Source organism: Rheinheimera sp. A13L (assembly GCF_000217935.1).
Classification (GTDB): Bacteria; Pseudomonadota; Gammaproteobacteria; order Enterobacterales; family Alteromonadaceae; genus Pararheinheimera.
Window position 1 is genome coordinate 1 of record NZ_AFHI01000035.1, and the last position, 15,966, is coordinate 15,966.

Here is a 15,966-nt window from a genome sequence, read left to right on the forward strand (position 1 = left end):
CTGAGAGGCTAATGGGTGACCCCGTTGGTTTGTCGGTATAGCGTCACCTACTCCAGATAATTTTATAGATTCAAATAACTTACGTTACCTTGCATGCAACTGAATAATGAACGCCGTAGTGCCTGCTGTAGAACGGATAACATTCTGTTTATTGCGGTCAGTTTCAGCGCGGCAAAAAGAAACAAGTCGCCTGGCTGACCAAAATCTCAGCCGTAAACCTCGCTTTTAATCAACGATACCGCTCCATAATCTCATCTACACTGCCGTCCTGCTGCTTACGTTGCAGGCTGCTATTAAGCTGAAGAATAATGGCTTCCGGCATTTGCTTATTGCAGGCCAGCCAGAGCTCAAACACTTTGTCACTGGTTGCCACAGGATATAAACGCAGGCCTTTACGCGAAGCGATAAAAGGGCCACCAATAGAACCTGCCAGCCAGAGGTCAATACGGCCTAATTCAAGCCTCGACAGATTGACAGGGATCTCAGCTACAGGATCAATATTCAGGCCCTGACTGGCACCAAAGTCAGTATAAGCGTCGGCCGACTGGCCTCCGACCCTGAGCTTTTTTACCTCTGAAAAATGACTGAATTTCGGGTGTTCAGGATCCAGCGAAAACAACTGCACATGCTCTTTGATCAAAGGGCCTACCCAGCTGTAAAGAGCTTCACGTTCAGCAGTACGAACCGCAGAAAAGAAACAGGTATCCGGCTGGGTTTGAGTAAAACGCTGCGCTCGCCCCCAGGGCACCACTTCAAAACGTGCACCATAACCCAAATCATCTGACACTTGCTGCATAAGCTCAGTATTGATGCCGATAATTTTTGTCTGATAGGTGTAATTAAAAGGTGGGTACTCTTCGGTATATAAACGCAGATGAATGGAAGGTGGAGACTCTGCAGAAATGCTTGCCAACCAGAGTATGCCCATAATAAAAAAGACTGCACGCCGCACACAACCACCAAGGAAAACAGCGAATGTCCAATCAGTGTAGGTGAGGCACTACAATTTTCAAGCAGATGCTTTTTGCGGTGAATTTTGGTTTAGCCGTTTTATACTTTAAGCGTAACAGCATATGCTGGCGCTGCAGCTAATTGACAGGGTTACTGGCATCGCTGACCAGATTGCTGGTGGTTTAACTCGGTTTGGACAAAAAGAGTACACTGATTATGATGCATCCTTGTTATTTAATTTACAGGGCACGGGCAATACTTGGCTCCGAAGTTCCAGTTTTTGTGCAACATTCAAGACCTGACTCTGTTTGTTATTTTTTATGGAAGCGCATGAAAAAAAATCTGACCACAGAAAAAACAGCCCAGCTCGCAAAAAATATAACCCAAAAATAAAAAATAAACGGATTTGAATCTTTCGAGTAAAGAGTGCCGTTAAGATAAACGTACTCTTTTTTAAAAATCCATATACTTATAGATAAGCTAGAAATAAAAACAAATAACGTTCCTATTATATCTTTCATAACAGCTCACAATTAGTTAGTTAACTAGCTTTCTTTAAATTTTTTTGTGAGAAAAAGTTCATTTTCCTGTTGAATATCCTGCGGTCTCTTGTGCGAAATCAGCACCCGATGAAGGCCGGTTCCTGCCCTGAGGCCCAACCATGCCGAAAAACACATAATTCAAAGGCACAATAGCCCCATAAAATCAGGGCAGCCTCACCGCCTCAGTTAATGTGACATACCGCATTTACCTCTATACTCGAAGCAAAACCTGACACCGTTAGTTTGGTTTATTCGAGAGGAATACTTGACTGTCTTTTACCCCATCAAAATAGCTTATAAAAAAAGAATCGGATAAGGGTATATATACTACCTGATACACATATCCTTCCCTTATTTTGAAATCACTATCACCGATTAGAGAAAAACACTCTCCAACATATTTATACAAAGAGATATTGTATGAATGTTTATCACGCATTCTGTATGAAGTTAAGAACTTCGCATTTAAGGAGTATTCCTCAATGTGTTGACCTATATGTTCTATCGATTCACTTCCGCAAAATGCGTTCCCATGTTTCTTTTTTCCACTAAAATCATCAATTGAAATAACATCGGGCACATTAGCTCCCTTTTCAGAATCATGAGAAAAAATTAGATTCCCGTCAACATAATCTATTGGGATCAAGTAATGCCCATCAAACAATCTATCCACTCTTACGGCATTTATGTTTTTCACCATGGATACTCGGCCGTCTAAATATGCAACTTCAATTTCATTATTTATGATGCAATTGACTCGACCACCTAGAATCACAGAGCAAGCTCCAGCATGATGCTGCATATCTTTAACCTTCAGGCATTTGAGTGCTTTTGTACATTTGTAGACCTCCAGAGGCAACATAAGTCCACCATAATTGAAGTCTGTAGACAGATAAAAATGAAAAAAATTATCTCGATACTCGATTTTGGATATCCATTTATCACCAAGTTCAGGGAATTCCCCCCATGTTTCAGAGCTTCCTCTTTCATTGGATAAAACCAATAATGAAATAGTCAGAAATATAAAAGATATTGTACTTTTCATGAATATTTGCCCAACTTGTAATACTTAACTGCTGGAATATTAGGTCGTCGTCAAGCTATCCTCATAGGCACGGATGTTCTTTGGAGGCATTGGTTGCTAACTAATGCATATTGAATTAATCAAATATTCCTTCCAATACCAATCCCATTCATAGAATAACGCGGTTGAAACCTTTGCCTACGCCCCTTCTGGGCCGAAAAAATACATGCTCCAAAAGCAACATAGCCCAAGAAAGTCAGAGCAGCCTCACCGCCTCGATTAATGAGCATCTATGTTCACGCCAGTACCTGACTCATAGGTTCTGGGTTCTTTGTTTTTTATTTTTCATTTCAAAGAAACAATGGAACATACTGCGGATCACACAAAAACCACCAGCGAGAATACCCAAAAACAACAATACATTGCCGACGACAGGTACCCCCATTCGAATCAGAATAAAGCCTGCCATTGCGCAGCACCAAAAGATAAATGCCCACCAATTCCAGGATATATATTTACGAATCACCTTTCACACGTCCTATCTTAAGTTCCGCAAACCACCCGACATAGTCCTTGCCCTCAGCCTCAAAACAGCTTTTTCACTGACGAAATCTACTTTTATAGACTTCCGGTGCTTCAACGCACTTCTAATCCGTTTAATTAAAACACATTATCCAAATTCATTGCCTACCGTCACTTATTTATCCGCTTTTTCTCCTGTAAAAGTAAGGCTTTTTTGCGCCCTTGCTTCCATGCTACCGGCTCAATCATATGCGGTAAAAAAACAGGGGTTGTTGTATGGGTTTTATCAGCAAAACATTATGCGCTTTGATGTCCGGTATCTTGTTATGCAGCAGTTTGCTGCTGTCTGGTTGTAAAGGTGGCGAGGCTGAACAGGGAAATCCGGGGCAAATAGGCACCAACTTTCCTGTGGGTGCTGAAGTACCGGACAACCGCTATGTGGATCATTATCAAATTCTGGTGTTTGGCAACAGCCATGTGCGTTCACACAATCTGACTGAGCTTATCCGGCAGTTTATTTTGGCCGGGCGGCCAGGGGCTGCGGTGGATATGACTGTGGCTAGCGGTGGTTCTTATCTGGATGAGCGTTTATACAACAAAGTGGATTTGGCTTTTATGCAATCCCGCAACTGGACTCATGTCATCTTACAGGGCCAGAAATACTCCACTACAGGCTTAAACAGCTATCCAATAGATGACAGCCTGATGTGGCTCAGAGCAGTAAAAGCACAAAACGCTACCCCTGTGTTATTTCCTGAACATGGTCAAGACGGTAACAGAACTGAAGGTAGCCGCGTGCACCAGTTGCATCAGACTATAGTGGCCGTTGAACCAGGCTGTATTGCACCTGTTGGCCTGGCCTGGGACAAAGTATGGCAGCAGGAACCCCGGATGGTATTACATGAAGCGGATGGCAATCATGCGGCTTTGGCTGGTACTTTTCTGACGGCTTTAGTGTTTTATCAAAGCATCACAGGTAACAATGCCGAATTGCTGGCGTATTTTCCTCAGATCCCTGTGTCTGCTGAGCAGCAACAGTTTTTACGCCAGATGGCAGCAGCTACTTTGCAGCAAAATCCTGCCTGCCCTTTCTAAAGGGCATCAATTAATATTAATTCATTAAAGCAACATAAAAACCCACAAATATGAATGACAGCCCACGACAAGGAAGACATAAAATATTGATATAAAATGAAATTTATAAAAACACCTTGCTGATACAAATAAACTGTTGGTTATTTATCCAAAATTGTTTAAAGTGCGCGCTCATTTGTGCTGTCTATACAGCGTCAGCTATGGCTTCTGCATTATTTTGCTATGCTTAAGCTACTGTCGTATTCCTGTCACAAGGCAGCCCTAGTCTTATTTTTGTTTTTGCCAGAAGGAAACAAAACCATAGTGCGCACTACAGAACTCGTTGATGGCTTTCGTCAGTCCGCCCCTTATGTGAATTCACACCGTGGCAAAACCTTTGTCGTGATGATGGGCGGTGAAGCCATAGATCAGCCAGGCTTTCGCAGCATTATTAATGACATAGCTTTGCTTAATACCCTCGGCATTAAAATAGTGCTGGTGTATGGTGCAAGGCCACAAATTAATAAAGCTCTGGAAAAAGCCGGTTTAAATTGTGACTATCACAATCGCATCCGGGTCACAGACGATGATGCTTTTTTGGTGATCAAACAAGTAGCAGGTGCTTTGCAGCTGGATATTACCGCACGTTTGTCGATGAGCTTAAGCAATACGCCTATGCACAATGCACAAATTAACGTGGTCAGCGGCAACTTTGTGATAGCACAGCCTTTGGGTGTAGAAGACGGCATCGACTATTTACATAGCGGCCGTGTGCGCCGTATTGATGTGCAAGGTATCCGCCGTCAACTGGACAATAACGGTATTGTGGTGATGGGGCCTGTTGCTGCTTCAGTCACAGGCGAAAGCTTTAACCTGACAGCCGAAGAAATTGCCACTCAGGTGGCGATTAAGCTTAAAGCAGAAAAGATTATCGGCTTTAACGAAGCCGGCGGTATTGTGGCCGACGATGGCGATATTACCGCAGAACTGATGCCCAATTATGCCGAACATTTAATGTGGCAAATGGAGCAAAAAGAAGACGCCTGCACAGCCACTGTGGCTTTTTTACATGCAGCTATCACTGCTTGCCGTTCTGGTGTGCCACGTTGTCACTTAGTCAGTTACGGCGAAAATGGCGCTATGCTGCAGGAATTATTCTCCCGTGATGGTATTGGTACTCAAATTGTCACCGAAGCGGCAGAACGTTTACGTGCTGCCAGCATCACTGACATTGGCGGTATTCTGGATTTGATCCGGCCGCTGGAGCAACAAGGTTTGTTAGTGCGCCGCTCGCGCGAACAGCTGGAAATGGAAATTGATCAGTTTGTGGTGATTGAACGTGATGGTTTAATTATTGGTTGTGCTGCGCTGTATCCATTCCCGGAAGAAAATGTAGGTGAATTTGCCTGCTTAGCTGTGCATGAACAATACCGTGACGCAGACCGTGGCAGCGCTTTGCTGAAAAATATTATTCAACTGGCGCGCCAGCGTAAGTACTATCGCCTGTTTGCACTGACGACCCGCAGTATTCACTGGTTTCAGGAACATGGTTTTGAACTGGTGACAGTGCAGGACTTGCCAGAGAAAAAACAACAGTTGTATAACTACCAACGCCGTTCAAAAATACTGGCGTTGGATTTATAAGCAAACAACCACAGCTTTGGTGCAAATCAAAGTTGTGGTTTTGCTTCTGGTCTATCCCCAACTGGATTCAGCATGCATAACCAAGCGCCTCGCAAATGTTGAAACTATTTCCGTATATCCCCTCTGAAGTTGAAGCTTCAGTTTTATAGCCTAAGCAACAGTCCCAGCTTAGGTCAGACTGGCTGATGGCTGAAATCCCGATCACTTGCGGGTACAACGCCGCATCTATTATTTTGATATATCCAGCAGATTATTTGTTTGCATCACAATTTATATGTGCTAAAACAAGCAACAAGGATATTTAGTAAATATTGCAAGGATGCGATTTGTCAGTTTCTATTGGTCATAATTTTTTTAAAAATATACGCTCTGCTGCTTTCACTCTGGCCGCAATTATTCTAACCGTAGGTCAATGGGCTGATTTTCGTGACGTAGTTACTTCAGCATATGAAGGCTTCGTGACACATTTCACTGACCAGGTTGAACTAAAACAACTTTCCCATGTAAGAGTGGGTGCAAACCTACCCTATTTAGAAAGTATCTTCGGTCCGGCGAAACTGATTAAAGTGAATCAGACCCATTCAAAATCTCAGTACAGGTATTACAACAACGATAAATTCCTGCTGACCCTTGCTGTGGAAAACCAGCGAGTCACTGCTTATCAAATTGTCAGTTTACTCGACGGTTTCCAACCTGTTATCAGTTTTTCTAAGGCCTCATTAAATCTTACGCCACTTCATACAATGCAAAAGTTTGACGGAGTCTTTACTACAGATACTGTCAACCTCAGATACTACCTTGAACAAGCAACGTTAGGCCGCGAAGGAATGTTTTTCGCATTGCAACTTGGTTTTGTTGAATATGGTTCAGCGACACAGGCTTACCCACAACTGGATCAGATCAATGAAAAAATGATGCAAGGTTCTGACGATGAACAATTGCTTGGCACTATCGAAAGTCTTCGGAAAATGCTGATCCCCAATGTCTATTCTGTTGGCGAGTTATCCTTGGAACAGGCCGCAGACATGTTATTGACACGCTATGAGTTTCACGCCTATTTTGCACAAGGATCGTCTTTATAATGCATATTCGAAGCGCTTTGTTAGTTCTGTTGATTGGCCTGTTCGGCTCTTTTCAAACTTTGGCTGAACAGTGGTGGGAAAATCCACCTGAAGATAATGAACAATTCATCTACGGTCTGGGCCAGGGCAATACGTTGGCTGAAGCCCAACAACAAGCTCTGGCTGATATAGCAGGCAAACTCAGCACCAAAATATCATCTTCACTGGACCGTATAACTCAGGACACAGGAGTGGCTTACAGTGATTCAGTTCGCAGGCAAATCCGCAGTGAAATCAGAGACACTGAACTCAGTCAATTTCAATTAGTGAATAGCAAAGTTACCAAACCGCAGACTATAGCCTTAATACAGTTGAGCAGGCCGAAGCTGGCCACTCTGTGGCGTAACCAGATTATTGAAACAGCAGGCAAGTTAGATCCCATGTTATCGGCACACACTATCGCCGATTTTCAGCAATGGCTCGCGTTAAAAAAAGCATTACCTCTTGCCGAACAAAACAGAAACCTTAGCGTGAAGCTGTTTGCACTCAATGGCCTGGCACCAGGGCCAGATCTTCATCATCTGCTCAAAAAACGTCTGGCACAGCAACCTATGCGTGTTGCCATCAAGGGGTCACTACCTAAGCTCAACAGAGCCTTATTACAACAATTTAATCAAATCGGCTTTGTAAGCTGTAGTTCAAATTGTCACTTAACTATTAACTATCACCACAGTATTGAGCACGATCTGATGTTTGGTGAATATGTAAGCAGCTTAAACCTTGTTTATGAAGTGCTTGAGAAAAAAAGTTTGATAGCCACAGCAGAAAAAAATGTCCAGGTCACCTCTATCGCAAGTCACAAGTCTGCAGACGAAGGGAGTGTGAGCGCTGTTGTAAGCGATCTGGAACGTCGTGGCCTTTTTCAGGTAGTAGGGCTGGAAATCTAAAAGTAGCCTGAGTGAAAGAAACATCAGGATCTTGCGCTTTTAGCTCCTTTTGCCTGCAGCGTAGCTTTCACTGCAGCAATCAGGACAAAAACCAATAAAACAACGGAGATGTAACTATGATCAAACCAAACATATTATTAGCTTTGCCTCTGGCCATCGGAGTATTAACAGGATGTGCTTCGAATGGCCAGGACGGGCCAAATTTGGCAGATACACAAGCGGTGAATATTCCCAAAGCTGTTATGGCGCCATCCGCCGACGATCTGAAAGCAGAACACCGAATTATTATGCTGCCGTTTGAATATGCAGAAACGCATCATGCTTCTGTAGCTTACACAAGCTACAACGAGCTTGAGCAAGCCATGATGAGCTCAGGAAATAGCATGATCGAACGCGACATTGCGCTCAAAATGCGTGACGAACTGCTGGTTGCAGAGAAAACCGGCAAATACCGCACCTCAGGGCTTCAGGCTGCTGATATTGCAGTCATGGCAAAAGTAGTGAAAGGTGGATATAGCAGTTCCTTTTCTGAACGTGATTCATGGACAGATAAAAAAGGAAAAACACATGTAACCCCTGCAAGCTGCGAATTCCGGGCGGATGTCACTTTACATATCAGGGTATATCGCCTGCCAGAAATGTCTCAAATGGGCACTTTTGAATTTGATGGCCGTAGCAGCAGCGACACCGAAACCAATAACAGCAAATGCCCCATTACTGAAGGACAGGTAAATTCACTCCTGAAGAATGCCAGCAGTGTGGCAGTGCGTGAACATCAATATAAGTTGTTGAATACATTAGTCCCACCATTCTTTGTGTTAGAGCGCAGACAAAAACCTGGTCAAAGAGATGAAGCCTTATTCCGCACCACTCTCAGTAATACCAAAGGTGCCAAAGCAGGTGCTAAAGTCAACTTTTTCAGACGGGAACTGAAACAAAATCCGTTGACGAATGAACAAACTGTTGAAGAGATACTGATCACTGAAGGCACAATTACCAAAGAGATTGATAGTAACGGTTCTTATGTTCTGGTGGAAAAAGAAGCAGTGATAAATAAACTACAGCTAGGTGATGTGGTAAAAATTGAGCATGATCGCTGTCCTGACGGTTTCTATTGGTTCTTAGGTAGCTGCCATAAAAGTCTGAATGTGTTTTAAGGAACAAAACCATGAAATTTAAACTATCAATCCTTGTCTTATCAGCAGTATTTTCCGGTTGTGCATCCACTACAGAGAAAATCAGTTACCACGACTGCGTATTCCCTGATGCACCAACAAAATCTGCCCCAACCTGGATTTGTGATCAGCCAGCAGAGGGTTTGTATATGCAAGCTGTTGGCTATTCAGCAAAGCTGGCTTCTGGTCCGGGGATGATGAAAGACATTGCTGCTGCAGAGGCACGTAATCAATTGTCAGCAACCTTCAGTTCAGATGTTGCATCTAAACTGACCCGCGCAACCTCGGAAAAAATAGCTGGTACTCAATCTGTTTCAACAGACACCATTGTCAGAATCCAAAAGAATGTATCTGCAATGGAAATAGTCAATTCAAAAATATTCCGCACACAAATTAGCCCTCTGGGCAATATGTATGTATTGCTGGGAATAGACGCTAAAACCTATCAGCAAAACATTGACAAACTGTTGGATCAATCTGTGGACGCCGAAAACCCTGAATTGTACCGCAAGTTTTTATTGCAGGAGGCAGAAGCAAGCCTGAATAAAGCGGCGGAGGCTCTGTAATGAAACAAAGCTATTGCCTGGTTCTGGCAACGTTTGTCGTAATGGGCTGCTGCACTAATGCAATGGCCCAATCTGACTATGAAACATGGAAAGCTCAACATCTGCAAAGCTATAAAAGCTTTAGCGAAGCCTACCTGAACCGGTACAAAGAGTATAAAAAGCGTTTAGCACCGAAGTGGGGTGATGATCCAGAGTTGCCAAGCCAGGATAGTATTGTCCACTACTCCGAAGATTTAAACCAAAAGACAGTTCTGGATTTTGAGAAACAAGAAATCAGGGTAGAAATACTGGAGGTAAACCAGAGCCCAAACGAGAAGGATGTAAAACAACACATAGTGCAATTTGCCTCACAGTCTGTATCGGCTGTTGCAGCTAAAGACCCGTTGTTATCTGATGTTAAACTAACCGACAGCAGAACTCTGGCAGAGTCTATGGTGCCCGACCAGTCCTTTGCAGCAACAATAGAAAATACGGTGGTTGACGTCAAAGAAACCACTGTTAAAGTCGCAACAAAAAATGAAGAGTCGGTGACTGAAAAGCGTGTGAAGCAATTCACATTAAAATTAAGTAACAAAAACTTGCTACAACACAGGGCTGCCATCTATAAAAAGTTTGTAGGAGAAACCTCGGCTGAATACAAACTGGATAGTTCGCTGTTACTTGCCATTATGCAAGTTGAATCAAGTTTTAATCCAATGGCCCAGTCCGCTGTACCTGCTTTTGGATTAATGCAAATAGTTCCGGAAAGCGCTGGAAAAGATGTGAATACCAGAGTATTTAAGATTAAAAAAGCGCCGACACCGGAACAATTATTTGAACCAGGTTTAAATATAAAATTTGGTAGCGCTTATCTGAGCATTCTGGATAAAAACTACTTATCAGGCATAACTGATCCCATCAGTCGACATTATTGCATTATTGCGGCATACAACACTGGTGCTGGAAATGTAGCCAGTGTATTTCATCCAAAACGGAAAAAAGCCTTAGGAGAAGCAGTCAAAGTAATCAACTCGTTGACCCCACAACAAGTGTATGAAAAGTTGATTTCAGACTTACCTTACGACGAAACACGTAAATACCTTCGCAAAGTAACAGAAGCTATTCCGGGTTACACTGCTGAAGAGTGAGCTTTAGCAGGGTTAAAGCGATATTGACCTTGGATCTATAAAACTTTTTTCTGCACCTGCTCCACTACAGTCAGGGCCAAAGCTCTGGCTGTAGTCCATTTCCCACCTGATACTGTTAATAACTGCTGTTGCCAGTTCAGCGCGTATTCGCGACTGGCGGTGCTGGCGCTGTCACTACCGCCTAACAAAGGCCGCACTCCGGCAAATTTACTTTGAACATCAGCTTCACACAATTGAGTGTCAAAATAGTGGTTATACAGCTTCAATAAATACGCCTGCTCTGCGTCACTGCACTCTATAGGTTCTGCCAGACTTTGCCGCACTTCTGTGGTGCCTAATAAAGTTTGCCCCTGATAAGGTAATACAAAGACAATACGGGTCTCGCCCGGTACTTCCAGCATATGACCATAACGGCTGACGGCTGGCAGCAGTAAATGACTGCCCCGCACCAGATCTAAAACTTGTTGTACGGGCAGTTCAGACTGCTCCAGCAACTGATTACTCCATGGGCCTGCCACATTCACCACTAAATCAAACACTTGCCAATCAGAGCTATTAGCGGCGAAAACCCCTGCTGTTGCTGTAATCTGACTGACAGGGCAATGCTGATGAATGTGCACTCCGGCTTTGATCGCTTGGTCAGCCACCCACAACCCCAGTTTTCTGTCGTCCATCTGACCATCAAAAAATAAATAAGCCCCGGTTAAGCCCTGGGTTTTGATATCAGGTGAACAGCGTTTGGTTTGTTCTGCAGTCAGCCAGCGATGACGGCCTATGCCTTTTTTGCCACTAAGCAGATCGTAAAGCCACAAACCAATTTTGATTTGCCAACGCGGTCTTTGACCGTTTTGATAAATGGGATACAAAAGCGGTAATCTTTTGGTTAAATGTGGTGCTTTTTTCAGCCACCAGCGCCTTTCCTGCAAAGCTTCATGCACCAGCCGGAATTCGCCCTGTTCCAGATAACGCAAACCACCATGTAATAATTTAGAGGAAGACTTGCTGGTCGCCTGCATCAGCTCGTCGCGTTCAAACAACTCCACCTGATGACCAGCCAACGCCAATTGCCAGGCGGATGACAAACCATTAATACCACCACCTATCACAGCTATTTTCATATGCTAATCCATTAAGTCTTTGATCTATCAAAGCAGATCCAGACTACTTTGTCGAACTAAGTTGCCGTACTACTTAACAGGCTCTGGCTGGCTGAAAAGCAGCAGAGATTGGCCTGAATTCTGGCAGACAACATCAGGCAAAAGCTGCTGAAATAAAGCCGATAACACAGGAAATGATGATGCTGCAACTCAGACCCAATTGCGAATGTTGTGATACCAATTTAGCGCCAGCAGACGAAGCTTATATCTGCTCTTTTGAGTGCACTTTTTGTCCGGTTTGCACCAACAAGATGGCAGGGATTTGTCCAAACTGCGGTGGGGAATTGGTCAGACGGCCGGTGCGGCCTGCCAATAAATTACAGGCCAACCCTGCTTCTGCTGTGCGGACTTTTAAAGCTGGCTGCGTAACAAAAACTACAAACTAATCCATCAGCATCATGGCTTTTTGTATTTGCTGATCGCTTAAGCCTTGCTCTTGCATCGAGCTGAGTAATTGACTTTTTGCATCTGCAACAGCCCGCACTAAGTTGCCGATTTCTGCTTGCAGCTGCTTCATTTTTTGTTCTTTTTCTTCGGCTGGCATGGAGTTGTTATTCATCAGTTTTTGCAACTCCTCCCGCTTTTCCTCCAGCTCTTCCTGCTGGTTACGAATAGCTTTCAGCGAGTTTTTCACATCATCAGGCAACTCACTTTCGTCTATATCTTCGTCGCGGCCTGCGTTATTGGACTTTTGCAAACCCAGAGGCGAAATATCCACATGAATACCCACCTCTGCTTTTATTCCGGTCTTGTTATCTGACGCAGCAATGCCAGTTGCATCAGAATTGGCCAAAGTGGAGCGCAGTTCTGAGCTACTGATGCCCCTGTTCAAAACCTGGGTTAAAACATCCATCTTTATCATCAGCTTTTGCACCTGAAACAGAAAATTATTACTGTTATCGGCACAACCTCATTAAACTTGAATCCACTTTAGCGGGTTTGGCCATCCCCTATCACTATGTATTTTTCAGTGGTCAGAGATTCCAGCCCCATAGGGCCATAGGCGTGCAGTTTGGAAGTGGAAATACCAATTTCTGCCCCTAAGCCCAGCTCGCCGCCGTCACTGAAACGCGACGACGCATTGACCATCACGACGGCGCTGTTAATTTGCTTTAAAAACCGCTGTGCTGTGCTGATATCCTGAGTGCAAATAACTTCCGTATGGCCTGAGCTATGGCGCTGTATATGGGCCACAGCTTCGTCATAACTGGCCACTGTTTTTACCGACATCGCCAAACGTAAGTACTCAGTATCAAACTGAGAGTCATCCGCTTTGGTCGCTCCAGTGAAATAGGGCAAAGACAAATCACAGGCAAACACCTCTACCAGCTGTTCTTCAAAAGCAGCAGACACTAAAGCTAAAAACTCTGGCGCTATCGCCTGATGCACCAACAAGGTCTCCAGCGAATTACAAACCCCTGGCCGCTGAGTTTTGCCGTTTAATAACAACGCCATAGCTTTATCCAAATCGGCGGCTTTATCCACATACAAATGACAGATGCCTTTGTAATGCTGAATGACCGGAATTTTGCTGTGGTCGCTGACAAAATGAATTAAGCCTTCGCCGCCACGGGGTATCACTAAATCGACACTGTCTTTTTGTTGCAGCAATTCCAGCAATAATGCCCGGTCCGGGTCTGGGATCACACTGATAGCAGCCGGATCAATACCCTGCTGCGCCATGGCTTTATGTAAGGAAGCAGCTATAGCTAAACTCGACTGCAGAGCTTCACGGCCACCACGTAAAATTACGGCATTACCCGACTTTAAACATAAAGCGCCGGCGTCTGCCGTGACATTAGGCCTGGCTTCATAAATCATCGCTATTACGCCAAGTGGAATACGCATTTTACCGACCTGAATTCCATTAGGCCGTGGCGCCATCTGGCGGATTTGGCCTACAGGATCTGGTAAAGCCGCTATATAACGCACTGCATTGGCTAAGGTTTTAATTCGCTCTTCAGTCAGCAATAAGCGGTCCAGCATAGCCTCTGCTAACTGCTTTTCCCGCCCTGCCGCCATATCTTTGGCATTGCCCGCCAGAATCAAGGCTGTGTCGGCTTCTAACTGATCCGCCATCGCCAGCAATAACTGGTTTTTATCGGCTTCAGATAACTGCGCCAGCTGCAACGCCGCGATTTTGGCCTGCTGGCAAATAGCTTTAATATTTACGTCGCTCATGCTCAGCCCTCCACTAAAGCTAAATCGTCGCGGTGTACCACCACTTCACTTGGGCAATAACCCAAAATACTTTCAATTTGTTGGCTATGTACACCACGGATTTTTCCAAGCTCGGCCACACTATATTGGCTGATACCTTTCGCCAACTGTTTGCCAGCCTCGTCACACAACCAAATGGCATCACCTTTGTCAAAGTCGCCACTGATACTGCTGATGCCTTTTGGCAACAAAGATGCGCCTTTATGCAGCAACGCCTGCACAGCTCCACTGTCGAGCTGTAACTCACCCCGTGTTTTTAAGCTGTGTAACAGCCAGTGTTTTTTTGCACTTAAGCGTTCCTGCTGTTTATGAAACAGCGTGCCACAAGCTTTACCTGCCAAAAGTGCCGCAAAACTATCAGCTTTCTGGCCATTAATAATTAAGGTATCAATGCCTTGCGAGGTCGCTTTGCTGGCAGCCTGCAACTTGGTCGTCATGCCGCCAGTGCCAATCAAATGATGACTGCCACCGGCCATAGCATAAATTTCCGGCGTGATCAGATGCACTTCAGGGATCAACCTGGCACTGCTGTCAGAACGTGGATTGGCTGTATATAAACCATCGACATCGGAGCAAATAATCAAAGCATCGGCATCCACAACAGTAGCCACCAAAGCCGCCAGATTGTCGTTATCCCCCACTTTAAGCTCAGCAGTCGCTACAGTATCGTTTTCATTCACTATGGGAAGCACGCCGTGATCCAATAAGGTACGCAGGGTATTGTGGATATTTAAGTAACGGTTGCGATGCTGCAAATCATCATGCGTCAGCAGAATTTGCGCACAATCCACATCCAGTAAATTGCGCCAGCTCTGCATCATGCGGGTTTGGCCTACTGCGGCCATAGCTTGTTTGACATTAATGGGTAAGGGGTGATGGGCAAAGGGAATAGCAGCGCGGCCTGCAGCCACACTACCTGAGGATACCAATACCACTTCAACCCCTTGTTGCCTGCATTCACTGATAAAGCCAGCAATAGCCAACAAATAACGGGTGGAGCAACCTTTTGCTTCCGGTGCAATCAGGGCACTGCCCACTTTGAGCACCAGACGTCGCCACTTTAACCCAGCCATAAAACCCATTTATCTCCAGTTATTTTTTAACCACCCGAGCATACTGGTTTAGACGTATATATGTCTATACCCGTCTTACTTGAAGCTGTAGCTTTGTTGAATGCAGGATTTGATTTAGTTCAGCGCTAATTCAGTTGAACTGAGGTACAATTGCATCACAAAAATTCAGGAGATTTCGCATGAAAGCCAAACACTTAGGTTTAGTTGCCTTATGCAGCACTTTAGTTTTATCAGGTTGTGCCAGCATGAACATAGCGCCGGAAAACCAAAACACCGCCAAAGGCGCAGCCATTGGTGCAGGTGTAGGTGCTGTGCTGGGTAAAGCCACAGGCAACCATAAAAATAAAAGACTGGCGATAGGTGCTGCTATTGGTGCTTTAGCTGGTGCTGCAGTGGGCCGTTACATGGACCATCAGGAAATGGCTTTGCGTGATCAATTATCAGGTACTGGTGTAAAAGTGCATCGTGACGGCGATATTTTACGTTTAGAAATTCCATCACAAATTACTTTTGCAGTGAATCAATCTGCCATTCAACCACAGCTCTATCCGGTATTAAATGATGTAGCTAAAGTGCTGGGCGAATACGACAAAACTCTGTTAGTGATCAGCGGCCATACTGACGACACAGGCGCTTATGACTACAATATGCAGCTGTCGAAAAAACGTGCTGAAAGCGTAAAAGATTATTTAGTAGCGCAGCGCCTGAACCCGATTCGTATTGAAACTCAGGGCTTAGGTCCAAGCTACCCTGCAGTACCAAACAATTCTGAAAGCAACAGATCGATGAACCGCCGTGTTGAGATACATATCGAAGCTATAACCCAGTGATATAAAAAAGCTGGTCTGGACTTGTAATTTGCAGCGGGCTGGGGTAAACCCAG

Annotated in this window: 15 protein-coding genes; 9 read left to right on the forward strand and 6 right to left on the reverse strand. The window is 44.5% G+C overall.

The window, feature by feature from the left end; all coding sequences use genetic code 11:
* Positions 1-229 precede the first annotated feature (229 nt).
* Together RHEIN_RS15955 and RHEIN_RS15965 are read right to left on the reverse strand one after the other, a co-directional pair.
* Positions 230-952: a substrate-binding periplasmic protein gene (locus RHEIN_RS15955; protein WP_008900013.1), complete on the reverse strand. Its 723-nt coding sequence runs from the start codon at positions 950-952 to the stop codon at positions 230-232.
* Positions 953-1,731: 779 nt separating this feature from the next.
* Positions 1,732-2,538, reverse strand: a complete 807-nt coding sequence (locus RHEIN_RS15965) for a hypothetical protein (protein ID WP_008900014.1) — start codon at positions 2,536-2,538, stop codon at positions 1,732-1,734.
* 777 nt (positions 2,539-3,315) lie between these two features.
* On the opposite strand from RHEIN_RS15965, the gene RHEIN_RS15970 reads away from it, so the two are divergent.
* The 7 genes from RHEIN_RS15970 to RHEIN_RS16000 all read left to right on the forward strand — a co-directional run bounded on the left by RHEIN_RS15970 (position 3,316) and on the right by RHEIN_RS16000 (position 10,633).
* Positions 3,316-4,134, forward strand: coding sequence for a hypothetical protein (locus tag RHEIN_RS15970; RefSeq protein WP_008900015.1), 819 nt, complete (start codon positions 3,316-3,318; stop codon positions 4,132-4,134).
* A 303-nt stretch (positions 4,135-4,437) separates the two neighbouring features.
* Complete coding sequence (gene argA / locus RHEIN_RS15975) at positions 4,438-5,757, forward strand: amino-acid N-acetyltransferase (RefSeq protein WP_008900016.1); 1,320 nt, start codon at positions 4,438-4,440, stop codon at positions 5,755-5,757.
* A 326-nt stretch (positions 5,758-6,083) separates the two neighbouring features.
* Positions 6,084-6,839: an ETEC_3214 domain-containing protein gene (locus RHEIN_RS15980; protein ID WP_008900017.1), complete on the forward strand. Its 756-nt coding sequence runs from the start codon at positions 6,084-6,086 to the stop codon at positions 6,837-6,839.
* The gene (locus RHEIN_RS15985) at positions 6,839-7,765 is read left to right on the forward strand and encodes an LPP20 family lipoprotein (RefSeq protein WP_008900018.1); all 927 of its coding nucleotides are present in this window, start codon (positions 6,839-6,841) and stop codon (positions 7,763-7,765) included. The genes RHEIN_RS15980 and RHEIN_RS15985 overlap by 1 nt, the downstream gene beginning before the upstream one ends.
* A gap of 116 nt (positions 7,766-7,881) precedes the next feature.
* Positions 7,882-8,922, forward strand: a complete 1,041-nt coding sequence (locus tag RHEIN_RS15990; RefSeq protein ID WP_008900019.1) for a hypothetical protein — start codon at positions 7,882-7,884, stop codon at positions 8,920-8,922.
* A 167-nt stretch (positions 8,923-9,089) separates the two neighbouring features.
* Positions 9,090-9,506: an LPP20 family lipoprotein gene (locus tag RHEIN_RS15995; protein ID WP_158005491.1), complete on the forward strand. Its 417-nt coding sequence runs from the start codon at positions 9,090-9,092 to the stop codon at positions 9,504-9,506.
* Positions 9,506-10,633: a transglycosylase SLT domain-containing protein gene (locus RHEIN_RS16000; protein ID WP_008900021.1), complete on the forward strand. Its 1,128-nt coding sequence runs from the start codon at positions 9,506-9,508 to the stop codon at positions 10,631-10,633. The genes RHEIN_RS15995 and RHEIN_RS16000 overlap by 1 nt, the downstream gene beginning before the upstream one ends.
* A 35-nt stretch (positions 10,634-10,668) precedes the next feature.
* Here the strand turns inward: RHEIN_RS16000 and RHEIN_RS16005 are convergent, their stop codons facing one another.
* Entirely contained in the window at positions 10,669-11,751 is a 1,083-nt protein-coding gene (locus tag RHEIN_RS16005) for a glycerol-3-phosphate dehydrogenase/oxidase (protein ID WP_008900022.1), read from the reverse strand.
* A gap of 179 nt (positions 11,752-11,930) precedes the next feature.
* On the opposite strand from RHEIN_RS16005, the gene RHEIN_RS21470 reads away from it, so the two are divergent.
* Positions 11,931-12,176 carry a DUF1272 domain-containing protein gene (locus RHEIN_RS21470; RefSeq protein ID WP_008900023.1) on the forward strand — a complete coding sequence of 82 codons (246 nt, stop codon included), beginning with the start codon at positions 11,931-11,933 and terminating at the stop codon, positions 12,174-12,176.
* Here the strand turns inward: RHEIN_RS21470 and RHEIN_RS16015 are convergent.
* The 3 genes from RHEIN_RS16015 to proB all read right to left on the reverse strand — a co-directional run bounded on the left by RHEIN_RS16015 (position 12,173) and on the right by proB (position 15,092).
* Positions 12,173-12,652, reverse strand: a complete 480-nt coding sequence (locus tag RHEIN_RS16015) for a hypothetical protein (RefSeq protein WP_008900024.1) — start codon at positions 12,650-12,652, stop codon at positions 12,173-12,175. The genes RHEIN_RS21470 and RHEIN_RS16015 overlap by 4 nt on opposite strands.
* A 68-nt stretch (positions 12,653-12,720) precedes the next feature.
* A complete protein-coding gene (locus tag RHEIN_RS16020) occupies positions 12,721-13,971 on the reverse strand; it encodes a glutamate-5-semialdehyde dehydrogenase (protein WP_008900025.1) in 1,251 nt (416 codons plus the stop codon).
* A gap of 2 nt (positions 13,972-13,973) precedes the next feature.
* Positions 13,974-15,092, reverse strand: coding sequence for a glutamate 5-kinase (gene proB, locus RHEIN_RS16025; protein ID WP_008900026.1), 1,119 nt, complete (start codon positions 15,090-15,092; stop codon positions 13,974-13,976).
* Positions 15,093-15,262: 170 nt separating this feature from the next.
* Here proB and RHEIN_RS16030 point away from each other — a divergent pair, with 170 nt between their 5' ends.
* Positions 15,263-15,913, forward strand: coding sequence for an OmpA family protein (locus RHEIN_RS16030; RefSeq protein ID WP_008900027.1), 651 nt, complete (start codon positions 15,263-15,265; stop codon positions 15,911-15,913).
* Positions 15,914-15,966: the final 53 nt, after the last annotated feature.

Excerpts from the sequence above, each read along its gene's own strand:
- RHEIN_RS15985 (WP_008900018.1), top strand. The coding sequence starts at position 6,839 with ATGCATATTCGAAGCGCTTTGTTAGTTCTGTTGATTGGCCTGTTCGGC.
- RHEIN_RS15995 (WP_158005491.1), top strand. The coding sequence starts at position 9,090 with ATGCAAGCTGTTGGCTATTCAGCAAAGCTGGCTTCTGGTCCGGGGATG.
- RHEIN_RS15990 (WP_008900019.1), top strand. The coding sequence starts at position 7,882 with ATGATCAAACCAAACATATTATTAGCTTTGCCTCTGGCCATCGGAGTA.
- RHEIN_RS15965 (WP_008900014.1), bottom strand. The coding sequence starts at position 2,538 with ATGAAAAGTACAATATCTTTTATATTTCTGACTATTTCATTATTGGTT.
- proB (WP_008900026.1), bottom strand. The coding sequence starts at position 15,092 with ATGGGTTTTATGGCTGGGTTAAAGTGGCGACGTCTGGTGCTCAAAGTG.
- RHEIN_RS16005 (WP_008900022.1), bottom strand. The coding sequence starts at position 11,751 with ATGAAAATAGCTGTGATAGGTGGTGGTATTAATGGTTTGTCATCCGCC.
- RHEIN_RS16020 (WP_008900025.1), bottom strand. The coding sequence starts at position 13,971 with ATGAGCGACGTAAATATTAAAGCTATTTGCCAGCAGGCCAAAATCGCG.
- RHEIN_RS16030 (WP_008900027.1), top strand. The coding sequence starts at position 15,263 with ATGAAAGCCAAACACTTAGGTTTAGTTGCCTTATGCAGCACTTTAGTT.
- RHEIN_RS21470 (WP_008900023.1), top strand. The coding sequence starts at position 11,931 with ATGCTGCAACTCAGACCCAATTGCGAATGTTGTGATACCAATTTAGCG.
- RHEIN_RS16015 (WP_008900024.1), bottom strand. The coding sequence starts at position 12,652 with ATGATAAAGATGGATGTTTTAACCCAGGTTTTGAACAGGGGCATCAGT.
- RHEIN_RS16000 (WP_008900021.1), top strand. The coding sequence starts at position 9,506 with ATGAAACAAAGCTATTGCCTGGTTCTGGCAACGTTTGTCGTAATGGGC.
- RHEIN_RS15970 (WP_008900015.1), top strand. The coding sequence starts at position 3,316 with ATGGGTTTTATCAGCAAAACATTATGCGCTTTGATGTCCGGTATCTTG.